The sequence below is a fragment of the Streptomyces sp. NPDC057253 genome, from assembly GCF_042669125.1.
Lineage (GTDB): Bacteria > Actinomycetota > Actinomycetes > Streptomycetales > Streptomycetaceae > Streptomyces.
In genome coordinates this window covers 1-19,844 of record NZ_JBHUXV010000152.1, presented here as the reverse complement: position 1 = coordinate 19,844, position 19,844 = coordinate 1, and the positions used below count along the sequence as shown (strand labels likewise).

General features: G+C 73.0%; 19 protein-coding genes. 10 read left to right on the top strand and 9 right to left on the bottom strand.

Going from position 1 to position 19,844, the window contains the following annotated elements; genetic code table 11:
- Nucleotides 1-30 precede the first annotated feature (30 nt).
- A complete protein-coding gene (locus tag ACFULQ_RS43295) occupies nt 31-1,146 on the bottom strand; it encodes a Vms1/Ankzf1 family peptidyl-tRNA hydrolase (RefSeq protein WP_383555643.1) in 1,116 nt (371 codons plus the stop codon).
- A gap of 65 nt (nt 1,147-1,211) precedes the next feature.
- On the opposite strand from ACFULQ_RS43295, the gene ACFULQ_RS43290 reads away from it, so the two are divergent.
- A complete protein-coding gene (locus ACFULQ_RS43290; protein ID WP_330263463.1) occupies nt 1,212-1,493 on the top strand; it encodes a DUF6158 family protein in 282 nt (93 codons plus the stop codon).
- An 87-nt stretch (nt 1,494-1,580) separates the two neighbouring features.
- On the opposite strand, the gene ACFULQ_RS43285 is transcribed toward ACFULQ_RS43290, so the two are convergent.
- From ACFULQ_RS43285 to ACFULQ_RS43260, 6 genes are all read right to left on the bottom strand, one after another.
- Nucleotides 1,581-3,707 (bottom strand): catalase, encoded by a 2,127-nt coding sequence (locus ACFULQ_RS43285; RefSeq protein WP_383555640.1) that lies wholly within the window; start codon nt 3,705-3,707, stop codon nt 1,581-1,583.
- Entirely contained in the window at nt 3,707-4,249 is a 543-nt protein-coding gene (locus ACFULQ_RS43280; protein ID WP_383555637.1) for a type 1 glutamine amidotransferase domain-containing protein, read from the bottom strand. The genes ACFULQ_RS43285 and ACFULQ_RS43280 overlap by 1 nt, the downstream gene beginning before the upstream one ends.
- Before the next feature lie 5 nt (nt 4,250-4,254).
- Nucleotides 4,255-4,881 (bottom strand): diguanylate cyclase, encoded by a 627-nt coding sequence (locus ACFULQ_RS43275; RefSeq protein ID WP_383555635.1) that lies wholly within the window; start codon nt 4,879-4,881, stop codon nt 4,255-4,257.
- Entirely contained in the window at nt 4,878-5,330 is a 453-nt protein-coding gene (locus ACFULQ_RS43270) for a CBS domain-containing protein (protein ID WP_383555633.1), read from the bottom strand. The genes ACFULQ_RS43275 and ACFULQ_RS43270 overlap by 4 nt, the downstream gene beginning before the upstream one ends.
- A complete protein-coding gene (locus tag ACFULQ_RS43265; protein ID WP_383555630.1) occupies nt 5,327-5,713 on the bottom strand; it encodes a DUF2795 domain-containing protein in 387 nt (128 codons plus the stop codon). Before ACFULQ_RS43265 ends, ACFULQ_RS43270 begins: the two co-directional genes overlap by 4 nt.
- 254 nt (nt 5,714-5,967) lie before the next feature.
- Nucleotides 5,968-7,764: a thiamine pyrophosphate-requiring protein gene (locus ACFULQ_RS43260; protein ID WP_383555627.1), complete on the bottom strand. Its 1,797-nt coding sequence runs from the start codon at nt 7,762-7,764 to the stop codon at nt 5,968-5,970.
- 250 nt (nt 7,765-8,014) lie between these two features.
- On the opposite strand from ACFULQ_RS43260, the gene ACFULQ_RS43255 reads away from it, so the two are divergent.
- The 4 genes from ACFULQ_RS43255 to ACFULQ_RS43240 all read left to right on the top strand — a co-directional run bounded on the left by ACFULQ_RS43255 (nt 8,015) and on the right by ACFULQ_RS43240 (nt 12,212).
- On the top strand, nt 8,015-8,809 hold the full coding sequence (locus ACFULQ_RS43255; protein ID WP_383555625.1) for an RNA polymerase sigma factor SigF: 795 nt from the start codon (nt 8,015-8,017) through the stop codon (nt 8,807-8,809).
- Between the two features lie 219 nt (nt 8,810-9,028).
- Nucleotides 9,029-9,745: a hypothetical protein gene (locus ACFULQ_RS43250; RefSeq protein WP_383555622.1), complete on the top strand. Its 717-nt coding sequence runs from the start codon at nt 9,029-9,031 to the stop codon at nt 9,743-9,745.
- 176 nt (nt 9,746-9,921) lie between these two features.
- Nucleotides 9,922-11,166, top strand: coding sequence for an aminotransferase class I/II-fold pyridoxal phosphate-dependent enzyme (locus tag ACFULQ_RS43245; RefSeq protein WP_383555619.1), 1,245 nt, complete (start codon nt 9,922-9,924; stop codon nt 11,164-11,166).
- A complete protein-coding gene (locus ACFULQ_RS43240) occupies nt 11,163-12,212 on the top strand; it encodes an MBL fold metallo-hydrolase (protein WP_383555616.1) in 1,050 nt (349 codons plus the stop codon). The genes ACFULQ_RS43245 and ACFULQ_RS43240 overlap by 4 nt, the downstream gene beginning before the upstream one ends.
- A 104-nt stretch (nt 12,213-12,316) precedes the next feature.
- Here ACFULQ_RS43240 and ACFULQ_RS43235 read toward each other — a convergent pair whose 3' ends face one another.
- Both ACFULQ_RS43235 and ACFULQ_RS43230 read right to left on the bottom strand, forming a co-directional pair.
- Nucleotides 12,317-12,937 (bottom strand): DedA family protein, encoded by a 621-nt coding sequence (locus ACFULQ_RS43235; protein WP_383555613.1) that lies wholly within the window; start codon nt 12,935-12,937, stop codon nt 12,317-12,319.
- Nucleotides 12,934-13,707: an MBL fold metallo-hydrolase gene (locus ACFULQ_RS43230; protein WP_383555610.1), complete on the bottom strand. Its 774-nt coding sequence runs from the start codon at nt 13,705-13,707 to the stop codon at nt 12,934-12,936. Before ACFULQ_RS43230 ends, ACFULQ_RS43235 begins: the two co-directional genes overlap by 4 nt.
- Nucleotides 13,708-13,790: 83 nt before the next feature.
- Here ACFULQ_RS43230 and ACFULQ_RS43225 point away from each other — a divergent pair, with 83 nt between their 5' ends.
- The 5 genes from ACFULQ_RS43225 to ACFULQ_RS43205 all read left to right on the top strand — a co-directional run bounded on the left by ACFULQ_RS43225 (nt 13,791) and on the right by ACFULQ_RS43205 (nt 19,807).
- A complete protein-coding gene (locus ACFULQ_RS43225; RefSeq protein ID WP_123764082.1) occupies nt 13,791-14,192 on the top strand; it encodes a hypothetical protein in 402 nt (133 codons plus the stop codon).
- Between the two features lie 73 nt (nt 14,193-14,265).
- Nucleotides 14,266-16,314, top strand: coding sequence for a phage holin family protein (locus tag ACFULQ_RS43220; RefSeq protein ID WP_383555608.1), 2,049 nt, complete (start codon nt 14,266-14,268; stop codon nt 16,312-16,314).
- Between the two features lie 152 nt (nt 16,315-16,466).
- Nucleotides 16,467-17,528, top strand: a complete 1,062-nt coding sequence (locus ACFULQ_RS43215; protein ID WP_383555605.1) for an ATP-binding protein — start codon at nt 16,467-16,469, stop codon at nt 17,526-17,528.
- Nucleotides 17,529-17,584: 56 nt separating this feature from the next.
- Nucleotides 17,585-19,315, top strand: a complete 1,731-nt coding sequence (locus ACFULQ_RS43210; protein ID WP_383555646.1) for a hypothetical protein — start codon at nt 17,585-17,587, stop codon at nt 19,313-19,315.
- A gap of 63 nt (nt 19,316-19,378) precedes the next feature.
- Nucleotides 19,379-19,807, top strand: coding sequence for an OsmC family protein (locus ACFULQ_RS43205; RefSeq protein ID WP_383555602.1), 429 nt, complete (start codon nt 19,379-19,381; stop codon nt 19,805-19,807).
- Nucleotides 19,808-19,844: the final 37 nt, after the last annotated feature.

Below are 19,844 nucleotides of genomic sequence, written 5' to 3'. Positions count from 1 at the left end.
CCGTCGGTCACCGGGCCCTTCCGGAGCGCCTCACGCCCAGCGCAGCAGGGCGCCGAGGCCGCCCACCGGGGCGTCCTGCCCGGAGGCGCCGTCGGCCGGTGTGACCGAGAGCGCGGGCGCGCCCGTCGCCACCGCCGACCTGATCAGCGCGTCGTCCGCCCGGGCCGACCAGGAGTTCTGCTCGCCGAGGATCTTCAGATCCGTACGGCGGACCGCCAGCTGGTCGGGGTCCTCGCCGATCCACACCTCGCGGTGCGCGTCCGGGCCGTCCGGGCGGATCAGGAGTTCGTCGATCCGGTGCTCACGCGCCGCCTCGACCAGCGCGGGGACGCCCTCCACGGCACCGGGACGCCCGTCGTCGCCCGGCACCCGGGCCGCGAGGAACCGTTCCAGCTCGCGCTCCGCACGCTGCCGTACATGCTCGCTGCGGGCCCGTTCGACGTCCTCGTCGAGGAGCCGGCTGCCGGCGCCGTGCTCGGCCTCGACGACGCGGTCGTGCAGCCGCTTGGGCAGCCGCTCGTGCACCGACCGCTTCTCGCGCTCGTCACCGACCAGGATCAGCAGGTCGGCGCCGGTCTCCTCCTGGCAGACGGCGAGCGCGTCGGCGATCTCGGCCGCGTTGTGCTCCCAGGTGTTCTCCACCCGCAGCTGGAAGTGCCGCTCCGACCAGCCGGCGGTGCCGGCGCGGTGCACCGGCCACTGCCTGCCGGTCACCGAACCGGCGTCCCGGCGGCCCAGCGCCCCGCGCAGCTCGAAGTCGGCGCCCTTGCGGTCGACGTACGCCACCACGCAGACCGGGTCCTCGCCGGCCAGCTCCAGCAGCGGCGCGGTGTGCGGCAGCCGGCTCCAGAGGACCACGTCGGCCTCGGGGGACCTGGTCAGCGGCGGGTCCAGGACCACCTCGCCGGCCCGCGCGAAGAAAGCCCGGCCGTGCGGTTCGGACGAGTGCCGCAGCTCCTCCAGCGCCTCCCGCACCGCTCCGCAGGTGTCCTCGTCGGCCCCCTGCGTGGACAGTTCCCGGGCGACCGCGACCGCCGCGAGATGCCGCTCGTGGGGGGCGTCCTCCGTGCGGGGCGGGGTGTCGACGTACACGGAGGCCCAGGGGCCCTGATCTTCGTAGAGTGGATGCAGAAAGGCGAGATCCATGGTTCCCTCCCGGATGCCGTTCGGGGGCAGTGCGGTATTGCGTGCCGGGCGGGTACCCGAAGCGGATGGACGAACACGACGAGCGGGGTACCACCATGAACGGAGTCGACCCCAGCCGGTTGGACGACCAGCAGCTCATGAAGGAGCTGGAGACGATCCACCGCACGCGGCACGACACACTGCTCTACGCCTCGAACGACGCGCTCAGGGCGCACAACGAACGCATGGCCCGTCTGGAGGGCGAGTACCTGCGCCGCAACCCGGACCGCACGGTGGCCGCCGGGCGCACCCGGGAGGGGGCGCGGGAGCGGAAGCCGGGGGAGTCGGCGTCTCCGGCACTGGACTGACACTGCACTGACTGGGGCCGACAGCGGCCGGTGACCCGCCGATCGCCTGATCGGCAGGTCACCGGTGATGCGCCCGGAGGGCCCGGCTCAGTGGTGCGTCGGCAGACGGTCCCAGTGCCGGTGCGCGGCGATCGCGGCCACGAACGCGTCCAGGAACTCCTCGCCCGCCGGGCCCGGGGACGTCTCCGTCACCACGCCCCGGTCGCTCTCCACGTGGTGGAACTCGGCGGACAGCCGCAGCCCCTCCGGTTCCAGGGCCGACAGGATGCCCACGCCCGAGCCGAGCGCGCCGATCGGCTTGCCGTGCCGGTAGGCGTCCCGGACGAACCGCATCGCGTCCGGGTCGGCGGCCGCCGGCGGAGTGCCCACCGGCCCGCCCGGCAGCAGGACGGCGTCGTACAGCACGGACGCCACGGTCGGCAGCGCGCGGTCGACGGTGTACAGCTCGCCGTCGGCGCCCCGCACCTCCCCGTCCACCGGGGCCAGCGCCTCCACGACCGCGCCCTCGGCGGCCAGTCGCTCCCGCACCGAGGTCACCTGATCGGCGTCGATTCCGTCGGTGACGAGAACCGCGATCTTCCGGGTGCGGATCGCACCGTCGCCGCGCAGCGACTCCAGACTGAGCGCCGGCGAGGCCGCCTTGGACGCCTCCGCGCCGGGTTCGGACGGCTGCGGCACCCCGATGCCACGGGCCACCTCGGCCGCCAACTCGCCGTTCAACTTGGCGAGTTGCTCGACCGTACGGGCCCGCACCGCCCGGGCGTCCACCTTGCCCAGCTCGAACCGGAACGCCTCGACGATGTGCTGCTTCTCCCAGTCGGCCATGCTGTTCCAGAACAGCGCCGGCTGGCTCCAGTGGTCCTGGAAGCTCGGGCTGCGCCGCCGGATCTTGTGCCCGTCGACCCGTTCCGCGTAGTGCGTGAAGGCGTGTCCGTCGGCGCCCGCGTGGGCCGGGCAGCCGCCGCCGAGGGAGTTCGGGAAGTAGTTCGTGCCCCGGTGGATCGCGCTCTGGTGGGCGCCGTCCCGCTGGTTGGTCCGCACCGGCGCCACCGGCCGGTTCACCGGCAGCTGCGCGAAGTTGGGGCCGCCGAGCCGGGTCAGCTGGGTGTCCAGGTAGGAGAAGTTGCGGGCCTGGAGCAGCGGGTCGTTGGTGAAGTCGATACCGGGCACCACATTCGCGGTGTGGAAGGCGACCTGCTCGGTCTCCGCGAAGAAGTTCTCCGGGTTGCGGTCGAGCACCATCCGGCCGATCGGCCGTACCGGCACCTGCTCCTCGGGGATCAGCTTCGTGGCGTCGAGCAGGTCGAAGTCGAACGCGAACTCGTCCTCCTCCGCCACCAGTTGCACGCCCAGCTCCCACTCCGGGTACTCACCGGCCTCGATGGCGTCCCACAGGTCGCCCCGGTGGAAGTCCGGGTTGCGGCCCTGGCACTCCTGCGCCTCGTCCCACACCAGCGAGTGCACGCCCGGCTTCGGCGTCCAGTGGAACTTCACGAAGGTGCCCTTGCCGTCCGCGTTCACGAACCGGAAGGTGTGCACGCCGAAGCCCTGCATCATGCGGTAGCTGCGCGGGATCGCCCGGTCCGACATCAGCCACATGATCGCGTGCAGGGTCTCCGGCTGGAGCGACACGAAGTCCCACAGGGTGTCGTGCGCGGAGGCGCCGGTGGGCATGTCGTTGTGCGGCTCCGGCTTCACCGCGTGCACGAAGTCGGGGAACTTGATGCCGTCCTGGATGAAGAAGACCGGGAAGTTGTTCCCGACCAGGTCGTAATTGCCCTCCGACGTATAGAACTTGGTGGCGAAGCCGCGCACGTCCCGCACGGTGTCCGCGGAGCCCTTGGGGCCCTGCACGGTCGAGAACCGCACGAACACCGGCGTACGGACCGCCGGGTCCTGGAGGAACGCGGCACGGGTGAACTCCGCGCAGGACTCGTACGGTTCGAAGTACCCGTAGGCCCCCGCGCCCCGCGCGTGCACCACCCGCTCCGGGATCCGCTCGTGGTCGAAATGGGTGAGCTTCTCCCGGAAGTGGAAGTCCTCCATCAGCGTCGGACCGCGCTCACCGGCGGCGAGCGAGTCGTCGGTGTGGTCGACCTCGACGCCCTGGTCGGTGGTGAGCGGCCCGGCGGCCGGGTCGTCGGCGTGGAACCTCTCCCGCTGACGCTGCTTGCGGTCGCCGGACGCGGTGGCGTCCTGGTCGGTGCGGTCCATCAGGCGGCCTCCTGGGCGAACACGTCGAGGTACGTCTGGCTGAACGCCTTGAGGTCGTCCGGCTTGCGACTGGTGACCAGCTTGTTGGGGCCGTGGTCGCAGACCTTCACCTGCTCGTCCACCCAGGTGCCGCCGGCGTTGCGGATGTCCGTCCGGAGACTCGGCCAGGAGGTGAGCACCCGGCCCCGTACGACGTCCGCCTCGACGAGGGTCCAGGGCGCGTGGCAGATCGCGGCCACCGGGCGTCCCTGGGTGAAGAAGTCCGTCACGAACGCCACGGCCTTCTCGTCCGTCCGCAGGAAGTCGGGGTTGGCCACCCCACCGGGCAGCACCAGCCCGTCGAAGGAGTCCGCGGACGTCTCGCCCACGACCTCCTGCACGGGGAAGGTGTCCGCCTTGTCGAGGTGGTTGAAGGCCTGGATCTTCCCCGGCTCCGTCGAGACGAGCACGGGCTCGTGGCCCGCGTCCACCGCGGCCTGCCAGGGATCGGTGAGCTCGATCTGCTCGACGCCTTCGGGTGCGGTCAGAAACGCGATGCGCATGGGACTCAACGTCCTTTCCTTGAAGACTTTTTCCTTGCACGAGCCGTGCGCGCGCAGCGCAGCAGCTCCTCCCCGTACGGCAGCAGCACGCACGCCCCGATCGCGGCGTCGATGCCCGCGAGGTAACCGGGGGACAGCGGCCGCCTGCGCGGCACCAGCCGCCAGGCGTCCTTGTCGCCCCGTCCGCCGCGCACCAGCGACTTGACCTGGTCGGCGTGCAGACACATCAGGGCGGCCAGCGCGCCGAACGGCAGCGACTCCAGAAAGCTGTGGATGTGCTGTTCCAGCGGCTTGACCTCGCGGTCGCTTTCGACGGCCGTCCGCACGTCCCACAGCGCGGTCGCCTCGTGCACGGCGGCCCCGCCCAACTGCACGGTCAGCAGCAGGGGGTTGACCTCGTAGCGCAGGGTCAGCGCGATGGGCAGGCCGACCTCGGCCATCATCAGCGAGTGGATGAGGGATTCCTTGGTGCCCGAGGTCTCCTCGATGCGGGTGCGCCGGTGCATGACCCAGTCGGCCAGGCCCGGCACGAACCAGCTGGGCAGCAGCCCGTAGAGGAGATAGCGGGTGGTGGCGTCGCCGACGTCCACGGTCGTCCCGGTCGCGGCGATCTCGGCGGCCTGGTCCCTCACAGCAGATCCCTCGGGTCGGCTCCGGGCCCCGGGTCGGGCTCGGCGCGGCTGATGTCCGCGAGCGCCGAGCCCGGGTCCAGGTCGGCGGCGAGGTCGCCGAGGCTGACCATGCCGACGGGCAGGCCGTTCTCGACGACCGGCAGCCGCCGCACGGCGTGCGCCCGCATCAGCGCCGCCGCCTGTGTCACCGGGTCGCCGGGGGCGACCGTCACCGGATCCGGTGTGCACACCGACTGGGCGCTCACCGTCAGCGGATCGGCGCCGTCGGCGACGGCCCGGACCGTGATGTCCCGGTCGGTCAGCACCCCGACGACGTGCTGACCGTCGGCCACCACGACATCGCCGATGTCCTGCGAGCGCATCAGCTGCGCCGCCTCGACCAGTGAGGCGTCCGGGCGGACGGCCACCACTCCGGGTGTCATCACGTCCCGTACGAGCTCGGCCGTCACGCGGTGCCCTCCGCCTGGATCAGTGCCTGCGCGAGCTCCTGGACATTGGCGTACTGCTCCTTGCGCGGCAGCCCCTCCACGGCCTCGACGAGGGCGTCGGGGGCGTTCTTCTGCCGCAGCACCCGCACCAGCTCCGCGGCAGTGGCGGGGAACGGGCTGCGGCCCAGGATCCGGGCCAGCTCCAGTCGGACACCCTCCAGTGACGCCCCCTCGGTGCCCGGCGTCACGGGGCCGCCCCAGACCGGCGGATCGTCGTCGGCGGTCGGCTCCGGGTCGTTCCACTCCTCGCTCCGGGTGGAGTGCCCGGAGCGGAGCAGACCCTGGAGTTCGTGCTTCATCTCGTCGTCGCGGTGCCGGCTGAGCCGGTCGCTGCCTCGCTGCATGGCTCCCTCCAGATCTTCGGGTCCGCACCGCGTACCCGAGGACCGGAAGCCGACACGGGGTTTGCCCCGCCGAAGCGGGGAGACCCGATCCGGACCCCCCGCGCACCTCCCCTGGGAAGGACTGGCGATGGTGGTCCTCGCCGCGCTCATACCGATCCTGATGCTCGCGGCCGTGCTCGCGCTCGGCCGGTACGAGGAGCTGATGCTCCCGGAGCCCGAGGGCGACCGGATCGAACCGGCCGCCCTTCCGGGGGCTACTTCTTCTCCCGCCCCGGCAGGAACTCCTGCACCTTCGCCTTGAAACCCTGCTTCACCATGGCCCCGCGGTCCGCGTCACCCTTGAGGATCGCGGCCGCCGTGGCCTCCAGCTGCTCCCAGGTCGCGTGCGGCGGGATCGGCGGTACGGCCGGATCGGTCAGGAACTCCAGGACCGCCGGGCCGTCCGCCGCGAGACCCGCCCGCCAGGCCGCCTTCACGTCCTCCGGCTTCTCCACCCGGATCCCGGTCAGCCCCAGCGAGCGCGCGAACGCGGCGTACTGCACGTCCGGCAGCTGCTGCGAGGGCAGGAACGACGGGGCGCCCTCCATGGCCCGCATCTCCCAGGTCACCTGATTGAGGTCGTGGTTGTTCCAGATGGCGACGACCAGCCGCGGATCCTCCCACAGCTCCCGGTACTTGGCCGCCGTGATCAGCTCCGCCATGCCGTTCATCTGCATCGCCCCGTCCCCGACCAGGGCGATTGCCGGCCGGTCCGGGTGGGCGAACTTCGCGCCGATCGCGTACGGCACCCCGGGGCCCATCGTCGCCAGCGTGCCCGACAGCGAGCCGCGCATACCGGGCCGCATGGTCAGGTGTCGGGCGTACCAGTTGGCGGTGGAACCGGAGTCGGAGGTGACGATCGCGTCGTCCGGCAGCAGCGGGTCCAGCGCCCGGGCCACGTACTCCGGGTTGATCGGATCGGCCGACAGCCGCGCCCGCCGGTCCATCACGTCCCGCCAGCGCTTGACGTTGTCGCACACCGTCACGTACCAGTCGCGCTCGCCGCGCTCCGCGTCCAGCATCGGGATCAGCCGCCGGAGCGTCGCCCTGGCGTCGCCGACGAGATTCACCTCGTACGGATAGCGCATCCCGATCATGTGCGGGTCGATGTCGATCTGCACCCCCCGCGCCTTGCCGAACTCCGGCAGGAACTGCGTGTAGGGGAAGGACGACCCGATGGTCAGCAGGGTGTCGCAGTCCCGCATGAGTTCGTACGACGGACGCGTGCCCAGCAGCCCGATCGAGCCGGTGACATAGGGGAGTTCGTCGCTCAGGGCGTCCTTGCCGAGCAGCGCCTTGGCGACGCCCGCGCCGAGCATCTCGGCGACCCGCTCCACCTCGGCCCGGGCCCCGGCCGCGCCCTGACCGATCAGGATCGCGGGCTTGTCACCGGAGTTGAGGATCTCCGCGGCCCGCTCGAGCGACTCGTCGGAGGGCACCGAGGTCCAGGCGCTGCGGTCCAGACTGGACGGCACCATCTTGAACTCGTGCGTGGGCGGCGAGTAGTCCAGCTCCTGGACGTCCCCGGGAATGATGATCGCCGTGGGACACCGGCGGGCGTACGCGGTGCGGATCGCCCGGTCGAGGACGTTCGGCAGCTGCTCGGGAACCGTCACCGTCTCCACGAACTCCGAGGCGACGTCCTTGAACAGCGTGTGCAGATCGACCTCCTGCTGGTACGAGCCGCCCATCGCGGTGCGGTGCGTCTGGCCGACGATCGCCAGCACCGGCACATGGTCCAGCTTCGCGTCGTACAGGCCGTTGAGCAGGTGGATCGCCCCCGGCCCCGACGTGGCCGCGCACACTCCGATGCGGCCGCTGAACTTGGCGTAGCCGACCGCCTCGAACGCGGACATCTCCTCGTGCCGGGACTGCACGAACCGTGGCTGGTTGTCGGCCCGTCCCCAGGCCGCCAGCAGGCCGTTGATGCCGTCGCCCGGATAGCCGAAGACATGGTCCACACCCCACTCGCGCAACCGCTCGAGGACATGGTCGGACACCTTGGTGCTCATGGGCTGACCTCCCGGACATGGATGGCACAGGCAGCCTTACGAGTCACCCTGCGGGCCCCCGGAAAACCCTGCCCCCGGTGTTTGGCGCGTGCGGCCGGGGGCACGCGCACTCCCAGTGCTTCGGACCGGAGGCACGCCCGTGGGAGCGGCCCCCTGCCGCCACGGTCGCGTCCGTCCCGGTCCCCCTTCCCGGACGCGCTCCCACTCCGATCGTCCAACCCAGAGCACGATCTAGGGAGTTGCGACGCACATGCCCACTCCAGTGAGCGCGAAGCACCACCCCCACGACGACGCCCCCGACACCGCCGACGCCTTCCGCCGGCTCGCCGGACTGCCCCCGGGGCCCGAGCGCGACACCCTGCGCGGGCAGGTCGTGGAGGCCTGGCTGCCCATGGCCGACCGGCTCGCCGCCCGCTTCCGCAGCCGCGGCGAGAACCTCGACGACCTGCGCCAGGTCGCGGCGCTCGGCCTGGTCAAGGCCGTCGACCGCTACGACCCCGCACGCGCCAACGCCTTCGAGAGCTACGCCGTGCCCACCATCACCGGCGAGATCAAGCGGCACTTCCGCGACCACATGTGGACCGTGCACGTGCCGCGCCGGGTCCAGGACCTGCGCAACCGGGTCCGTTTCGCCGTCCAGGACCTCTCCCAGACGATTCCGGGCCGCAGGCCCACCATCGCCGAGATCGCCCACCAGGCGAACATGAGCGAGGACGACGTCCTGGTCGGCCTGGAGGCCCTGGAGAGCTTCACCGCCCTCTCCCTCGACGCCGAACTGCCCGGCAGCGAGGACGGTTACTCCCTCACCGACGCCCTCGGCTCGCCCGATCCGGCGCTGGACACGGTCATCGACCGCGAGGCCGTCAAACCGCGCCTTGCCGCGCTGTCCGAGCGGGAACGGGCGATTCTCTACATGCGGTTCTTCGCCGACATGACCCAGAGCCGGATCGCCGAGCAGCTGGGCATCTCCCAGATGCACGTCTCCCGCCTGATCAGCCGCTGCTGCGGACGGCTGCGCGAGCAGATCATGCGGGACGCGGCATGAGCCCCGGCACCGGCCGACCCTTCTCCCGAGCACCGGCTGACCTTTCCGACGTCACCCGATCGGCCCTCCCCGTCCCGCCAATGGCCTTCGGCCGCGCGCGGGAAGGGGAGGGCCGGGCTGTGATGGCCGTGGGTGCGACCGCCGTGCCCCCGGTCCGGTCGTCGGGTCCCCGACGCTCGACGACGGGCCCCGCAGCCGTCGGCCGAAGGAGTCCACCCCATGCGCCGCACCGCCCGTCTCCGGGCCCTGTCCGTCGTCCTTCCCGCGCTCGGGATCACCCTGGGCGTCGCCGCGCCGAGCGCCTTCGCCGACCCGGCCGCCGAGGTCAGCCCCAGCAGTGTCCAGCCGGGCGGCAGCGTCACGGTGTCGGTCTCCTGCGACCCCGGCGGCGGTACGCCCCCCGCGACCCTGGACGCCACCTCCGAGGCCTTCGAGACGGAGACCGTACGGCTGCAACTCGTGCCCGGCAACGAGGACGCGGTCACCGGCCCCGCCTACAGCGGCACCGCGCGCGTCTCCGCCGACCAGGAGCTCCAGGACGGCGCCGGCGGTGTCGGCCCGGACTCCGCGTGGACCGTCGACGGCACCTGCCCCACCGCGGACCGCGCACCGGGCAAGGCGTGGAGCGCGACCTTCACCGTCACCCGGGGCACCGGAACGGGGACCGGGACCGGCACGGGCACCGACAGCGGCAGCCGCCGCCCGTGCGCTCCGCCGAGCATCGAGCCGTACACGCCGCCGAACACCGAGCCGCACACCGAGCTGCGCACCGACACCTGCGCCGCCGCCGTCATCCAGCGCCCGGTCCGCGCGGGCCAGGGCGGCACCTTCACCGACAACGTGCCCGCCCTGGTCGCCGGCGGTCTGCTGATCGCGGGCGCCGCGGCCGGAGCCGTGTACCGACTGCGCCGCCGGGCTCCCGCGGGCGAGGGCTGAGGCAGGCGCCGGAGCGAAACGTCAGGGCGGTGTGATCGGCGCAACCCGCGCGGGTGGCCATGGGCCCGCGGCACCGTGGGTACTCAGATCGCGAGGAGCGCACCACACGCGCCGGGCGCGGCAGAACGAGACGGCGGACCCGACGAGCCACCGCGGAGCGGCTGACGGAGGTGACCATGCGGACCGACCCGGAGGGCCACGGGCCCGTCCGCTACGGCCCCCCGCTCCCGGACGACGGGCTGCCGGTCCTGCCCGAGCTCACCGCCGTCCTCGCCGCCGCGGCCGCCCGCCCCCGCGCCGAACCGGTCGGCGGCGGCACCCCGCTCCTGGAGGCCGCCTGCGACTACGGCGCCCGGCGCGGCCTGCCCGCCAGGCCCGACCACGTGGCCGCCGCCCCCGGCGCGCCCGCCCTCCTGCTCGCCCTGACCGCCGCGCTCGGCGGCGACGTCCTGGTGCCCCGGCCGTGTGCCGCCTGGTGGGCGCCGTACGCGCGCCTGCTGGGACGACCCGTCTTCCATGTGGCGACCCCGGCCGAGTGCGGCGGTGTCCCGGACCCCTACGCCCTGCTGGAGACCGTGCGCCGGGTGCGTGCCGAGGGCGGTGACCCGCGGCTGCTGGTGCTGTCCGTCGCCGACGACCCCACCGCCACCGTCGCGCCGCCCGAGGTGCTGCACGAGACCGTCGAGGCCGCCGCCGGCGAGGGCCTGCACCTGGTCAGCGACGAGACCTGGCGGGACACCGTGCACGCCCCGCACGAGACGGTGCTGCTCAGCCCCGCCGACATGCTGCCCGACCGGGTCACCGTGGTCACCGACCTGGCCGGCGGCCTGCTGCCCACCGGCTGGCCGGCCGCGATCGCCCGCTTCCCGGCCAACGGCAGCGGCGACGGCCTGCGCGCACGCGTGCTGGACATCCTCACCGCCCTCGGCGCCCGCATCGCCGCCCCGGTCGCCGCGGTGGCGGCCCACGCCCTCACCGAGCCCGAACCGGTCACCGCCCACCGCGCGGCCGTCGTGGACCTCCACGCGCGCGTGGCCGCCGCCGCGCACGCCGCCGTCGTCGGCGCGGGCGCCTTCTCCCTGCCCCCGCGGGCCGGGCGCCATCTCTACGTCGACCTCGGCCCGCTGCGCCCCGCCCTCACCGCGCAGGGCGTGGGCGACGCCCAGGACCTGGAGGACTTCCTCAGCGCCCGGCTGGGCATGCCCGCGCCCGGCGGCCACCGCTTCGGCGACGACCTCGGCGCGCTGCGCGTACGGCTGGCCACCGGCCCGCTGCTCGGCGCCTCCGACGACGAACGCGCGGAATGCCTCACGTCACCCACACCGTTGGAACTGCCACACGTGCAACGCGCGTTGACCACCCTGAAGTCGGTCTTCGACGACCTCCGCGACGACGCCCAGCGATGGGAGCCTCCTCGATGACGCAGCAGTCCGAGTCGACCACCGGCACCCGAGTGGCCGACGAGTCCCAGGCCCCCTCCTCCGTCGCGCCCGTCTCCCCACCGCTCGCCGAACCCCGTCCGCCGGGTGAGCGCAGGGTGTGGCCGCGGTCCTTCCACGACCGTCTGACCGCCCCGTTGCCCGGCCTGAAGGCCATGGCCCGCTTCGCCCGCGAAGGCGCGGTGCGCCCCGGCCCCGAGGGCCTCGCCGACATCCCGAAGCTCCCCTACGCGCCCGGCCCGCTGCCCGCCGTCGACGCCCGCACGGTCGCCGTCTCCTGGGCGGGACACGCGAGTTGGGTCGTGCGGATCGGCGGCCTGACGGTCCTCACCGACCCGGTCTGGTCCCGCCGCATCCTCGGCACCCCCGCCCGCATCACCCCGGTCGGCATCGACTGGGGGGCCCTGCCGCGCGTCGACGCCGTCGTCATCAGCCACAACCACTACGACCACCTCGACGCCCCGACCCTGCGCCGCCTGCCGCGCGACACCCCGGTCTTCGTCCCGGCCGGGCTGGCCCGCTGGTTCCACCGCCGCCGCTTCACCGCGGTCACCGAGCTGGACTGGTGGGAGGCGGCCGAACTGAACGGCGTCCGCTTCGACTTCGTCCCGGCCCACCACTGGTCCAAGCGCTCCCTCACCGACACCTGTCGCACCCTCTGGGGCGGCTGGGTCCTCACCGCCCAGGACGGACAGCGCGTCTACTTCGCCGGTGACACCGGCTACGGCCACTGGTTCTCCCGCATCGGCGACCGCTACCCCGGCATCGACCTCGCCCTGCTCCCCATCGGCGCCTACGACCCCCGCTGGTGGCTCAGCGACGTCCACTGCGACCCGGAGGAGGCGGTCAGGGCGACCCAGGACCTGGGCGCACAGCGCATGGCCCCGATGCACTGGGCGACGTTCGTGCTCTCGGCGGAGCCGGTACTGGAACCCCTGACGAGGGTGAGGGCGGCATGGGAGAAGGCGGGCCTGGACCGCGAGAACCTGTGGGATCTGCCAGTAGGCGGTTCAAGGGTCCTGTCATAGCGAAGGGTGAGTGTGCCCACCCAGGGGCGCGGGGCTGTATCGATGTGCGGCTCCGCCGCGTGGGCGCGACCAGCCCCCACGCACCCGCACCCCGCGACGAACCCTCACCCCCCAGCCCGAACCCGCTTCCACACACTCGGCGCCGCACTGATCGCCACAGTCAGCACCACCGCCGCCAGCACACCCTCCCAAGGCTCCTCGAACAATGAACCCCCGAGAATCCCGATCAACTGATACGTCACCGCCCACGCCAGACACGCCGGCAGATTCCCCCGCACAAACCGCCGCAGCGGCCACTCCGCCATCAGACACGCCAGCATCACCGGAATCCGCCCGGCCGGCACCAGCCGGGACAGCACCAGCAGCGCGATCCCGTGGTCCGCCAACTTCCCCTGCGCCTGCCCGAGCCGCTCCTCAGGGGCCCGGCGCCGGATCGCCTCCAGCCACCGCGAGCCGTTCTGCGACCGCATCCCGCGCCGCCCCAGCCAGTACAGCGCGATGTCCCCGAGAAACGCGGCGAGCGAAGCGGTGACGAACACCAGCACCAGACTCAGCGGCTCCGTCCGGTGAAAGGCCACCACGGCGGCCGAACTCACCAACGCCCCCGTCGGCACCACAGGCACCAACGCCCCCAGGAACACCAGCAGGAACAGCGTCGGATAGCCGATCGCCTGCCCCGCCGCCCCCGGCGTCGCCCCCGTGGAGGCGGCTGCGAGCCATGTCACCGCGCGACCTCCAACCGCACGCTCTCCCCGTGCCCGAGCCGGTGCACGTCCACCTCCGGCGCGAACTCGGCGGCCCACCGCACGAACTCGGCGCCCGGCGCGTGGAACTCGTGCGGCCGCACCGCGTCCATCCCGATCGGCCAGTACGTCCCGTAGTGCACCGGCACCGCACTGCGCGGCGAGAGCTGCGCCAGCGCCCGGGCCGCGCGCCCCGCGTCGAGATGCCCGTCCCCGAGATACGGCCCCCACCCGCCGACCGGCAGCAGCGCCACGTCGACCGGGCCGACCTCCTTGGCCATGTCGTCGAACAGCCCGGTGTCCCCGGCGAAGTACGTGCGCGCCGAGCCCTCGACGACGTAGCCGAGCGCGGGGGAGCGGTGCGGGCCGACCGGCAGCCGCCGCCCGTCGTGCAGGGCGGGCACCGCGCGTATCAGGAGGTCGCCGACGCGCCGCTCGTCCCCGGGCGCCACCTCCTCCACCCGGAGATGGGCGAGCCGGCGCAGCCCCGGCACCTGGCGTGGTGCGCCCCGGGGCACGAGCAGGAGCGTGCCCGGCGCGAGCCGGGCCAGCGAGGGAACGTGCAGGTGGTCGGCGTGCAGATGGGAGACGAGGGCGACATCCGCCTGCCAGGCGCCGGGGGGTGGCACCGCTCCCCGGCGCCGGCGCAGATGCGCGAGCCGGCGCGCGAACAGGGGGTCGGTGAGCACACGTACGTCCGAATCCGTGACCGTGCAGGTCGCGTGACCCCACCAGGTGATCTCCACCGGCACCTCTTTGCCTCCTTCGCGCGACTCCCCGAAGCCTACGGGCTGGAGTAGGGTCGGCGGCGAAACCCGGAGGTGAGGGGGACACCATGGGACCGGTCCGTGTCACGGCGATCGCCAGTCTGACGCCGTTGGAAGAGCTGGACGCCGACCCCTTCCTGGTGGACTCCCGCAGCCAGCACGCGATGTGCGCGCGCTGGGCCGCGGAGCGCGGGTACACCGTGCGGCGGGAACTGCTGGTGCGGGGGCTCAGGGCCGACCACTGCGTGCTGTGGGACGGGGTGCGGGCGGGCAGCGACCTCTTCGTCGCGCCGAGCCGCCGGGTCCTGGAGAGCGCCCTGTCCTCCGTGGAGGAGTTCGTCGCCGAGTGCGCCCGGCGCGGGGTGCGGGTGGAGACGGTGGGCTTCGCCGAGCCCCGCTACGACGCCCAGATGAAGGCCAGGGTGCACCGCAGGCTGTCGATGCCGACGGCGGGCTACGACGGACGGTGACTGTCCGACCCGTATGACACGCTGGTCCCAGCGCCCGCACCGACGACGGGCCAGGACGTGAGGTGTACGGGGCGTGGTGGCGGGGCGTTGGCGGCGGGTGGCCAGTCAGGTCGGGCGGAGCGTCACGGTATGGGCCGTCTCGACGCTCACCATGCTCGTGCTGGCCGGCATCCTGCCGGACTTCCAGCTCCAGTCCCCCGACGGGGACAGCGCCACCCGGATCGCCGTGACCGCCGCGTTCGGCGCGGGCGCCTTCGGTCTGCTGTCGGCCCTGGTGTGGCCGCTGCTCGTACGGCTCTTCCTGCTGGTGCCCACCCTCGTCCTCGGGCTGCTGGTCTTCGTGCTCAACGGCTCGCTGCTGCTGCTCGCCCTGCGGATCAACCCGTCGGGGCGGGGCGAGGTGGCCCCCGAGACCGCCGTCGTGGTCGCCGCCGTGATGTCCGCCGTGGCCTCCGCCACCGGCGGTGCGCTGGCCGTGCGCGACGACGACGCCTACCGGCGTCGGCTCTACCGGCTCGCCGACCGCCGCCGCAGAAGCCGCCCACCCGGTCCCGCCACCCCCGGCACGCTCTTCCTCCAGCTCGACGGCGTCGGCCACGACGTCCTGCTCGCCGCCGTCGGCAAGGGCCTGATGCCCACCGTCGCCCGGTGGCTGGAGCGCCCCACCCACCGGCTCACCCCCTGGCGCACCGACTGGTCCAGCCAGACCGGCGCCAGCCAGCTCGGCATCCTGCACGGCAGCAACCACGACGTCCCCGCCTTCCGCTGGTACGAGAAGGACCGCGGCGAGGTGATGGTCTGCAACCGCCCCACCAGCGCCGTCGAACTCCAGCGCCGGGCCGTGCAGCGGGCGGGGCACGGCGGGCTGCTCGTCGTGGACGGGGCCAGCCGCGGCAACCTCTTCTCCGGCGGCGCCGAGGAACAGGCCCTCGTCCTGTCCATCGCCACCCGCCGCCGCAGCCGCGAGACCCGCTCCCGGGCGGGCTACTTCGCCTACTTCTCCGACCCCGCCAACGCCGTCCGCACCGCCCTGTCCTTCTTCGCCGAGGTCGGCCGCGAGATCGGCCAGTCGACCCTCGCCCGCGTCCGCAAGGAGCGCCCGCGCGTGGGCCGCGGAGGCCTGTACCCGCTCGTGCGGGCCTTCGCGACCGTCGTCGAACGGGACGTCGTGGTCGCCGCCGTCATGGGCGACATGCTCGCCGGGCGCACCGGGATCTACGCCGACCTCGTGGCCTACGACGAGGTCGCCCACCACTCCGGACCGACGAGCCGGGACGCCGCCAAGGTGCTCCAGCGCCTGGACCGCTCGCTCGCACTGATCGAGAACGTCGCCGAGCACGCCCCGCGCCGCTACCGGATCGTCCTCCTCTCCGACCACGGCCAGAGCCCCGGCGAGACCTTCCGCGCCCGCTACGGCCTCACCCTCGGCGACCTGGTCCGGGCCGGCTGCGGACTGCCCGTGCCGCGCAGGGCCGAGCGCACCCACAGCGGGGCCGAGGCCCGCGCCGCCGTCCGGGCCGCGCTGCGCCGGCCGGGCAAGGAGGGCCGCGAGCGGTACCGGCCCGCCCGGAACTCCGAGCCGATCGTGCTGGCCTCCGGGAACCTCGGGCTGGTGTCCTTCCCCGATGTGCACCACCGGATGAGCAAGGAGGAGATCGACGCCCGGCACCCGGCCCTGCTGACCACGCTCGCCAACCATCCCGGCATCGGATTCCTGCTGGTGCGCAGCGAGGAGCACGGCGGGGTGGTCCTCGGGCCGTTCGGCACGGAGATACCGATCGACCGACTGGACGAGAATCCGGGGCCGCTCGCCGACTTCGGGCCCGGCGCGGTCGAGGCGGTGCGCCGCACGCACTCCTTCCCGCACACCGCCGACATCATGGTCAACTCCTGGTACGACCCGGCGGAGGGGGAGGTGCTGGCCTTCGAGGAGCAGATCGGGTCCCACGGGGGGCTGGGGGGCGCGCAGGCGAAGCCGTTCCTGTTGTCGCCGCTTGTGCTGTCGGCGCCGCCGGAGGGACTGGTCGGGGCGGAGGGGGTTCATCAGGTACTGCGGCGGTGGCTCGATGAAGCGGGGGGTCCTCAAGTACCGGTGACTGCGCGAGAGGAGAAGGCCGCGTAGTTGTCTGGCTGCGGGCCCGGTGGGGGCTGGTCGCGCAGTTCCCCGCGCCCCTGGGTGGGTGCAGGCACCCTTGGAAAATCAGCTGCGCCTATTTCGCCTGACGCAGACACTGTTCGAGTTGCCCCTTTCGAACACTCTCTGGAGCCACCGCTTTGCAGGCTGCCGTCACCGTCACGCCCTCTCGTATCCCTGCACTCCTCCTCGGCCTCGCCACCGTGCGGCCCGTCTTCGTCTGGGGCGCCCCCGGCATCGGGAAGTCCTCCCTCGTGCGGGAGTTCGCCGCCTCGCTGGGCCTGGAGTGCGTGAGCCTCATCGGTACGCAGCTCGCGCCCGAGGACCTCATCGGGGTGCCGCAGATCCGGGACGGCCGGTCGGTGTTCTGCCCGCCGGAGTCCATCGCGCGCGACGAACCGTACTGTCTGTTCCTGGACGAGCTGAACGCCGCCACCCCGGATGTGCAGAAGGCGTTCTACTCGCTGATCCTGGACCGCCGGATCGGCGACTACGAACTCCCCGAGGGCTCCATCGTCATCGGCGCCGGCAACCGGGCCACGGACAACGCGCTGGCCCGCCCCATCGCCTCCGCCCTCGTCAACCGCCTCACCCACGTCCACCTGGAGGTCTCCGCGAAGGACTGGCTGGTCTGGGCCGGCGAGCACGGCATCCACCCCTGGATCCTCGACCACCTCACCGACCGCCCCGACCACCTGTGGTCCAAGCCGCCGAAGACCGAGGAGCCCTTCTCCACGCCCCGCTCCTGGCACATGCTCTCCGACGCGCTGCACTCCTTCGGCCGGGACCTCGACGAGGAGACCCTGGAGGTCCTCGCGCACGGCACGCTCACCCCCCGGCACGCCACCGCGTTCTGCGGCTACGTCAAGGTCGTGCGCAGCCGGTTCGGCATCGAGGCGATCCTCAAGGGCGAGGCGCGCTGGCCGAACCGCCTGGAGGACCGTGATCTGCTCTACTACCTCGCCGAGTCCTTCCGCGGCCGCCTGATCAAGGAACTCCCGGTCAGCAAGGAGCACATGTCGGCGAACGGCCGGCAGACCGCCTACCGCGCCAAGTCCCTGCTCGTCCAACTCGCCGAGATCTCCGTCGAGGTGGCCCAGACCGTGATCGCCTCCGACGCCGACGGGAATCCCGTGCTGCCGTCCTGGTTCCTCGTCGAGGCGGCCCGGGACATGCCCCGGCTGGTGGAGGCGCGGCGGTGAGCCGCGGTCCCGCGAAGAAGAAGAGGGACCTCGCGGGCGAGGCGTTCGCCGCGGGGATGCAGCTGCTCAAGGCCAACCCGGCGCTCGCCGCCGTGAAGTTCGACGTCTGCCGCCACGAGGAGTGCGTGTACGCGCCCCGGGACGGACTCGTGGTCGTCGACTCCAACGGCACCCTGCACGCCCATCCCTCCCGCCTCGCCGAGCCCGGCGCCTGGGCGTGGGCGCTCGCGCACGCCGTCCTCCACCTCGGCTTCGGACATGTCCCGGCCGCCCAGGGGGCACGCACCCCGCCCGACCGCCACGACCTCGCCGCCCGCTGCCTGGTCGTCAACCGCTTCCTGCTCGGCTTCGGCATCGGCGAGACCCCCGGGCACCTGCCCGCCTCCTACCCCGACGGCGACGAGGAGCAGCTCGCCGCCCGCTGGCGCCGCGACGGCATCCCCGCCGTCCACGAACACGGCGGCACGGCGGGCCCCGACCCCGACCAGGTGCTGCTGCGGTGGTCGCGCTGGTCCCCGCCGCCCGACCACCAGCTGGCGTTCGCCACCGCCCTGACCCGGACCGTGTCCGCCGCGATGGACATGGCGGGCGGCCGCCGCGACTCGCTCGACGGCGAGGCGCCCACGCTGCGCCCCTGGCAGCAGGCCCTGAGCTGGTTCATCTCCTCCTACCCGCTGCTCGGCGGCATCGCGGCCGGCATCAAGCTGGTCGCCGACGCGGAACTCGCCCGCGCCCACGGCATCGCGATCGCCGCCGTCAACACCGAGGCCGCCGAGATCTACATCAACCCGGTGCGCCAGTTCGACGACGAGGAATGGCGGTTCATCCTCGCCCACGAGATGCTGCACGCCGCCCTGCGCCACGGCGACCGCTGCGGCACCCGCGACCCCTACCTCTTCAACGTCGCCTGCGACTACGTCATCAACGGCTGGCTGAGCGAGATGCAGATCGGCACCATGCCCGAGGGCCTGCTCCACGACCCGCAGCTGGCCGGCCTGTCCGCCGAGGAGGTCTACGACCGCATCGCCGGCGACCTGCGCCGCATGCGCCGGCTGGCCACCCTGCGCGGCAAGGGCGTCGGCGACCTCCTGGGCGGCCCGCTCGGGCCGCCGCGCGACTGTGTCGACCTCGACGAGTTCTACCGCCGGGGCCTGGCCCGGGGCCTCGACCTGCACCAGCAGCAGGAGCGCGGCTTCCTGCCCGGCGGGCTAGTCGAGGAGATCCGCGCGCTCAGCCATCCGCCCCTGCCCTGGGACGCGCAACTCGCCCGCTGGTTCGACGAGTTCGTGCCGAGCCCACAGCCCCTGCGGTCCTACGCCCGTCCCTCGCGCCGCCAGTCGGCCACCCCCGACATCCCGCGCGCCGGACGGTACTTCCCGCCCGAGGAGATCGCCCGCTGCACCTTCGGCGTCGTCCTGGACACCTCCGGCTCCATGAGCACCACCCTGCTCGGCAAGGCACTCGGTGCGATCGCCTCCTACGCCGAGGCCCGGGACGTACCGGCCGCCCGGGTCGTGTTCTGCGACGCCGCCCCGCACGACGCCGGCTATCTGCCCGTGACCGAGATCGCCCAGCGGGTCCGGGTGCACGGCCGCGGCGGTACCGTCCTCCAGCCCGGCATCGACCTGCTGCACCGCGCGGACGACTTCCCCGCGGGCGCGCCCGTGCTGGTGATCACCGACGGCTGGTGCGACGTCCTGCGGGTGCGGCGCGAGCACGCCTATCTGATCCCGCAGGGTGCCAGACTGCCGTTCACCGCACGCGGACCGGTCTTCCGGGTGAGCTGAGCCGTAGTGTGATCGGATGGATCCCGCACTCCCCGTCAGCGGGACCACAGGAAAGGACTGATCGTGGCTACCACGCGCTCCGCACACACCGTCTGGGAAGGCAACCTCCTCGAGGGGAGCGGTGTCGTCAACTTCGACTCCTCCGGTGCCATCGAGGCACAGCCGGTCACGTGGGCCTCGCGCTCGCAGGACGCCAACGGCAAGACCAGCCCCGAGGAGCTGATCGCCGCCGCGCACTCCAGCTGCTTCTCCATGGCGCTGTCGCACGCCCTGAACGGCGCGGGCACCCCGCCCACCAAGCTCGTCACCTCGGCCGACGTCACCTTCCAGCCCGGCGAGGGCATCACCGGCATCCACCTCACCGTCGAGGGCACCGTGCCGGGCCTCGACGAGGACGGCTTCGCCGCCGCCGCGGCCGACGCCAAGGCCAACTGCCCGGTCAGCCAGGCCCTGAAGGCCGTACCGATCACACTGGACGCGAAGCTCGCCTGAACCTCTCGCGCAGACCGCCCGCCCCGGGCGGTCTGCG

Bases quoted from the DNA above. Each gene is read 5' to 3' on its own strand.
- ACFULQ_RS43295 (WP_383555643.1), bottom strand. From the start codon at position 1,146: ATGGATCTCGCCTTTCTGCATCCACTCTACGAAGATCAGGGCCCCTGG.
- ACFULQ_RS43290 (WP_330263463.1), top strand. From the start codon at position 1,212: ATGGACGAACACGACGAGCGGGGTACCACCATGAACGGAGTCGACCCC.
- ACFULQ_RS43285 (WP_383555640.1), bottom strand. From the start codon at position 3,707: ATGGACCGCACCGACCAGGACGCCACCGCGTCCGGCGACCGCAAGCAG.
- ACFULQ_RS43280 (WP_383555637.1), bottom strand. From the start codon at position 4,249: ATGCGCATCGCGTTTCTGACCGCACCCGAAGGCGTCGAGCAGATCGAG.
- ACFULQ_RS43265 (WP_383555630.1), bottom strand. From the start codon at position 5,713: ATGCAGCGAGGCAGCGACCGGCTCAGCCGGCACCGCGACGACGAGATG.
- ACFULQ_RS43260 (WP_383555627.1), bottom strand. From the start codon at position 7,764: ATGAGCACCAAGGTGTCCGACCATGTCCTCGAGCGGTTGCGCGAGTGG.
- ACFULQ_RS43255 (WP_383555625.1), top strand. From the start codon at position 8,015: ATGCCCACTCCAGTGAGCGCGAAGCACCACCCCCACGACGACGCCCCC.
- ACFULQ_RS43250 (WP_383555622.1), top strand. From the start codon at position 9,029: ATGCGCCGCACCGCCCGTCTCCGGGCCCTGTCCGTCGTCCTTCCCGCG.
- ACFULQ_RS43245 (WP_383555619.1), top strand. From the start codon at position 9,922: ATGCGGACCGACCCGGAGGGCCACGGGCCCGTCCGCTACGGCCCCCCG.
- ACFULQ_RS43240 (WP_383555616.1), top strand. From the start codon at position 11,163: ATGACGCAGCAGTCCGAGTCGACCACCGGCACCCGAGTGGCCGACGAG.
- ACFULQ_RS43225 (WP_123764082.1), top strand. From the start codon at position 13,791: ATGGGACCGGTCCGTGTCACGGCGATCGCCAGTCTGACGCCGTTGGAA.
- ACFULQ_RS43210 (WP_383555646.1), top strand. From the start codon at position 17,585: ATGCAGCTGCTCAAGGCCAACCCGGCGCTCGCCGCCGTGAAGTTCGAC.